A 5825-nucleotide genomic window follows, 5' to 3' on the forward strand; every position below is an offset into this window, starting at 1 on the left:
ATTGATAATTAAAAGTGAGGATTGGGAAACTCAGGCTGTGCCATCGACGGTTGAACGTGTCGGCGTTGTCGGATTCATCCCGCGCCTAAAGCCGCGGGTATTCTCCTTGCGCTTTATAGCTGTCCCATCCCAGACGTTCGAGCTGGGACAGATCCTCCGAGTCGAAGGGCCGACCCAGATCGCCCTCGAAACGATGGTACCGCTGGGCGGGAAACCGACGCCGTTCGTTCGGATCCGGAACGACGCCCGGGAGACGTTCGAGCGCTCCGTCAGCGAACACCCGTCGGTCAACGAGATCCAGCTCGTCAACACGCACGACGACGAGACGTTGTACGCGCTAGACTGGGAGCCGTCGGAGGCCTCGCTGCTACGACGAATTCTCGATCTGGATGCGGTGCTGTTGGGCGCGACCGGAACTACCGACACCTGGGGGCTCGAACTCAGGTTCCCGACCCACGAGGCGCTCTCGACGTTTCAAGAGTACTACGTCGACGAGAACATCCGCGTGTCGGTCGAGCGCATCTACAACCCCACGAAACCCGACGCCGGACCCTGGTACTGACTGACGGTCCCACAGCGCGAAACGCTCGCGTACGCCGTGGAGAACGGGTACTAGTCGCTACCGAGAGAGATATCCACGCAGGAACTCGCGGACGGGTTCGACATCTCCGATCAGGCCGTGACCGAACGCCTCCGCCGCGGCATCGACACGCTGGTGGCGAACACGCTGTTGGTCGACGAGGGCGACGACTGACGCGCCGTTTCTGTCGGCCGACCCTCAGTTCGGCGGCCGAAGGTCCCGCTGGAACTCGTCGAACTGGTCGAGGTCCTCGGGGAGCTCGTACTCGAGCTCGCGCTCGTCCTGGTTGTCGGGAAGCCGCCCGTCCTCCAGATCGTCGGCGACCGCCTCCCACCCCGGCTTCACGCGGACGCTCCGGGCGGGCGAGCCGACGACGACGTGGTGGTCGGGGACGTCGCCCTGCACGACCGACCGCGCGCCGACGACGCTGTTCTCGCCGATCCGGCAGCCGGCGCGCACCATGGCGTCGTAAGTGACGCGGGCGTCGTCCTCGACGATCGTGTGGAAGTTACGGACCTCGGTCTGGTCGACGAGGTCGTGGTCGTGGCTGTAGAGGTGGACGCCGTCCGAAACCGACGCCCGGTCGCCGATCGTCAGCTTCCCGCGGTCGTCGAGGTGCACGTCGTCGTGGATCACGACGTTGTCGCCGACCTCGATGTTGTGGCCGTAGGTGACGGAGATCCCCTTGAAGAAACGACAGTTGTCCCCGCACTCGGCGAACAGGTGGTTGCCGAGCATCTGGCGGAAGCGGAGGGCGAATTCGACGTTGTCGGCCATCGGCGTGGCGTCGAACTGACGCCAGAGCCACTGGAGGTGTTTCGAGCGTTGGAACTGCTCTTCGTCCTTCTCGGCGTAGTACTCCGACTCCAGCGTCGCGTTACACGGGTCGTACCCCTGAAGGCGGACGCGCTCGGCCTTCGACACCGACTCCCCGTCCTGCCACGCCTCCCACCGCTCGCGGTCGCCGTGGAGGTCGATCAACACGTCTCGAACCACGTCACAGGTGTCCTCGTCCGAGGAGAGTCGCTCGTCCACCTCGTCGACGAACCCTCGGACCCCGGCCTCCGCGCCGTCGGGCAGGGACACGTGTCGCTTTGTCATCGGGCCTCCTTCGTCGCCGTTCCCCAAAGGGATTCGGTTGTGCGACGCGCCCGCGAACGCGACGCGGAAACCGCTTATAAATCGTGGTCGCGGTCCCGCCGCGTGGGGGAACCGCACTCGCTAAGTGTCCCGATCCCCAATTCGAGGTATGCAGCACCGCGAACTCGGGAACTCCGGCGTCGAGGTCTCTGAGATCGGCTTCGGCGCGTGGGTCGTCGGCACCGACTGGTGGGGCGACCGCTCGGACGAACAGGCGGTCGAGATGGTCGAGACGGCGCTCGACGCCGGCGTCACCTACGTCGACACCGGCGACGTGTACGGCCACGGCGACAGCGAGACGATCATCGGGGAAGCGATCGACGGGCGTCGCGACGAGGTGACGCTGTCGACGAAAATCGGCTACGACTTCTACGACAACCCGCAGGCGGGCCACGGCGAGCTCCCCAAGGAGCTGAACGAGGAGTACCTCACCGAGGCGTTCGAGGCCTCGCTCGACCGGCTCGACACCGACTACGTCGACGTGCTCCAGCTCCACAACGCGAACGTCGACGAGGTCACGCCCGGAGTGCGCGACCTCCTCGCCGAGTGGAAGGCGGACGGCCGTGTCCGCGCCCTCGGCTGGGCGCTCGGCCCCTCGATCGGCTGGCTCGCCGAGGGCGACGCCGCCGTCGAGTACGAGGAGTTCGACGCGGTCCAGACCGTCTTCAACCTCTTCGAGCAGGAGCCGGGTCGCCACTTCGTGGACACCGTCCGCGAGTCCGACTCCGACACCTCGGTGATCGCCCGCGTCCCGCACTCCTCCGGCCTGCTCAACGAGCAGGTGACGCCCGACACCGTCCTCGAAGACGGCGACCACCGCTCGCACCGCCCGAAAGAGTGGTACGAGACCGGCTGGGAGAAGGTGGAGGCGATCCGCTTCCTCGAAGACCCCGACCACGCCGAGGGAACCCGCACGATGGCGCAGGCCGCGATCCGGTGGCTGCTCGCACACGACGAGGTCGCGTCGGTGACGCCCACCTTCCGCGACGGCGACGACATCGCGGAGTGGAGCGCCGCGAGCGACGTGCCGCCGCTCTCCGAAGCCGAGTACGAGCGCGTCGACGAGCTGTACGCGCGGAACTTCGAGGTCGACCGCGACGACGGGATGGACGTCCTCCGGACCTCCGTCGACGGAGAGGACATCGAGGCCGCCGGTCTCGACAAGCGCGCCGCGTCGTACTGAGCCCGGACAGCGGAGTCGGCCGGCGAGATCGAACCCACCCTTTTCGCGTCGAGACCGCACGACTGCGGAGCGACAGTCCGAGTTAGTATCACTTTCACTGCGGTCCCGATACGGCCGAGACCGCTCGCGAGTCGGCGCCGCGGCTCGACGGAACGGAAGTGGTGGCTCGGTGGAAAAACCCTCGTCACAAGGGGCTCAGTGGGGGTAACGGATCGTCATGGCCACCACGAGTAAATAACCGGTTGACGGGTATAAAACGTCCGTAATTCGCTGTCTCGTTGTGTAGGAAATACTTGCTACTTTTTAAACTCTCATCACCGGGCAGTAGGCGTGAAATGATAGCGCAGACACACATCTGTTCGACGATCTAGTCGATGTGAATTAATCCGAGTGGGCTCTGTTGGAAGCCTCAACCGGTGAGATGTTCTCAACATTTTGCTGAATACACAGCGTATCTTGCACGGCTACTGGAACATCGGAGTATAGAAGCACCATCGGTCAGTGTTCAGTCTTCAGCGACCAACTGTTCATCCTAGTTTGCGTCTGAGGGATGGGATTTCAACAGAGTCGATGAATGAATTGCTGTGATGATCCCCCGAACAGAGTGGCTCATCGAGGGGGTCATTTTACTATATATTGATCAGTATTGGCAACAACCACTACTCCCTGATAAGAACAGTACGATAGTAGGAGATATCGGTATAACCGCCTATTATAAACCTGTTTAATAGAGTCTCGCCTCCAATCACCTGATGTCACGTGATTCGGGGCGTCAGGCGGACGCGGTATCACGCAGAAAGTATCTGCTCACGTCGGCCGCGGTCGGGGCAGCCGGCCTCGCTGGCTGTAGCGGCAACAGCGATGACGGTAGCGACGGCAGCAGCGGTGGGAGCGAGAACGAGGAAGGCAACACGATGGAGTCCGGATCCTCGGCTCCGGCGACGGTGACGGCCGAGGGATCGTCGACGGTGTACCCCATCTCGAACAAAGGGAGTTCCTACTGGAACTCGAACTCGCCGGCGAGCGACGGCGAGTACTGGGGGGCCAACGACGAGTCGTCGGTCGCCGGGTGGGACCAGATCGAGACCGACATGAACATCGCCGATTATTTCGCCAGCTTATACGGCTTCGAGCCGTCTGGTGAACGGTCGAATCCGCCGTTTGCCACCCGCGTCGCGCTCAGTCACTCTGGGACCGGCTGTGAGGCGGTTCGAGACGGGCTCGTTGACATCGGAAACTCCTCCGGACCGATCACGGCGGAGCTCGACATCAGCGAGGAGGAGCGCGACGAGAACTACGTCGACCACGTCGTCGGCCGCGACGGCCAGCCGGTGTTCGTGAGTCAGGCCATCTACGACGCCGGGGTCGAACAACTCACCGGCGAGCAGATCCGCGGCATCTACCAAGGCGACATCACCAACTGGAGCGAGGTCGGCGGCCCGGATCAAGAGATATACGTGGTCGGCCGCGCAGAGGGCTCCGGGACCGACACCTCGTTCCGGCTGAACATGCTCGGCGACGCCGACGCCCCGATGGATGTCGACACGCGCCTCGGACAGAACCAGCAGGTCCAGCAGGTCCTCCAAGACAACGACAACGCCATCGGCTACATGGCGCTGGCGTTCTCCGGATCGGGGATCCAAGCGATTGCGATCGACTTCGAGGGCACCGTCTACCGCCCGGACCCCGACGCCGAGAACACCATCTTCGACTCTGAATACCCGCTGAACCGGGACCTGCACATGTACACCCGGATCAACGAGGAGACGCCTGACGGCACGGACATGCGCGAAGCCGCGTTCCTCAACATGTTCCTGACCGAGTTCGGCCAGAAGACGTTCGTCGAGGACGTCAACTACATCACGCTTCCGACGTCTGACATCGAGGCCGAACGCGAGAAGCTCCCCGATCAGGCGTAACTCCTCGGTCGCGCGGACGCTCGCTTCGCGGTCCGACCCCATTATATGTCACTTACCCCCCAAACCGATTGGCGCGCTAGCATCGAGCGACGGCTGACCAGAACGCGAGAGTTCGTCGGTGACACCGACCCGGAGGCACTGGCAGTGGTCCTCGTGTCGATGGGGTCGCTACTGGTCGCGTTCGTCGGGTTCCTACTGGCGTCGCCGTGGACCGCAGTTCCGCTCGGCGCGTTCCTGATCGCCACAGGCTACGGCTGGGCGCGTCATCAGGCGCTTGTCGCCCGTTCGGTCACCTTCGCGATGACGACGGTGACGCTCGTGACCCTCGGGCTCATCGTCGTGTTCATTTTCGTCGAATCGATTCCTGCGTTTCAGTACGAGACGACGAGCGTGTTCGGCGTCTCCGTTCCGGGACTCGGAATGTTCACACAGACCCGTTGGGACGCCGTCTCGGAGCCCGTTCGCTACTCGCTGCTCCCGATGATCCACGGAACGGTGATGGTGACGACCATTGCGACGCTCGTGGCGGCCCCGCTCGGCGTCGCCGCGGCGCTGTTCATTGCTGAGATCGCACCTCCTCAGGTCCGCGAGCTCGTCAAGCCGGGCATCGAGATACTGGCGGGCATCCCCTCAATCGTCTACGGGTTCATCGGCTTCACTGTCATCAACCCGTGGGCGAGCGGGGCGTTTGACCTCAACGGCGGTTCGACGTACCTGTTCGTCGGAATGGTCGTCGGGCTGATGGCGCTGCCGACCGTCGTCTCCGTGGCCGAGGACGCGCTGACGAGCGTTCCGGACGTGATGAAAGACGGATCGCTCGCGCTCGGGGCGACCGACTGGCAGTCGATGACCTCGATCACGCTTCCCGCGGCATTCTCGGGTGTCTCGGCGGCCGTCCTCCTCGGCGTCGGTCGGGCCATCGGCGAGACGATGGCCGCGACCGTGATGCACAGTCTCATAAACACATCAAGCGGCCCACGAGACGTAGGCGAATCGCGGGAGA

The 5825-nt window shown here is 63.8% G+C and carries 4 protein-coding genes and 1 pseudogene; 4 read left to right on the forward strand and 1 reads right to left on the reverse strand.

Features of this window, described 5'->3' with window-relative positions; all coding sequences use genetic code 11:
* Positions 1–193 precede the first annotated feature (193 nt).
* Positions 194–754, forward strand: a pseudogene (locus OQF71_RS14620) (helix-turn-helix domain-containing protein).
* A gap of 24 nt (positions 755–778) precedes the next feature.
* Here the strand turns inward: OQF71_RS14620 and OQF71_RS13545 are convergent.
* Complete coding sequence (locus tag OQF71_RS13545; RefSeq protein ID WP_280588304.1) at positions 779–1681, reverse strand: acyltransferase; 903 nt, start codon at positions 1679–1681, stop codon at positions 779–781.
* Between the two features lie 148 nt (positions 1682–1829).
* Between OQF71_RS13545 and OQF71_RS13550 the strand changes: the two genes are divergently transcribed.
* From OQF71_RS13550 to pstC, 3 genes are all read left to right on the forward strand, one after another.
* Positions 1830–2903, forward strand: coding sequence for an aldo/keto reductase (locus tag OQF71_RS13550; protein WP_280588306.1), 1074 nt, complete (start codon positions 1830–1832; stop codon positions 2901–2903).
* Between the two features lie 752 nt (positions 2904–3655).
* Positions 3656–4822 (forward strand): substrate-binding domain-containing protein, encoded by a 1167-nt coding sequence (locus OQF71_RS13555; RefSeq protein WP_280588308.1) that lies wholly within the window; start codon positions 3656–3658, stop codon positions 4820–4822.
* Between the two features lie 45 nt (positions 4823–4867).
* Positions 4868–5825 (forward strand): phosphate ABC transporter permease subunit PstC (gene pstC / locus OQF71_RS13560; RefSeq protein WP_280588310.1); only part of this gene is annotated, 958 nt, incomplete at its 3' end.

The organism is Halorubrum sp. Boch-26, from assembly GCF_029889805.1.
In the GTDB taxonomy this organism is placed as follows: domain Archaea; phylum Halobacteriota; class Halobacteria; order Halobacteriales; family Haloferacaceae; genus Halorubrum.

Excerpts from the sequence above, each read along its gene's own strand:
- OQF71_RS13545 (WP_280588304.1), bottom strand. The coding sequence starts at position 1,681 with ATGACAAAGCGACACGTGTCCCTGCCCGACGGCGCGGAGGCCGGGGTC.
- OQF71_RS13550 (WP_280588306.1), top strand. The coding sequence starts at position 1,830 with ATGCAGCACCGCGAACTCGGGAACTCCGGCGTCGAGGTCTCTGAGATC.
- OQF71_RS13555 (WP_280588308.1), top strand. The coding sequence starts at position 3,656 with ATGTCACGTGATTCGGGGCGTCAGGCGGACGCGGTATCACGCAGAAAG.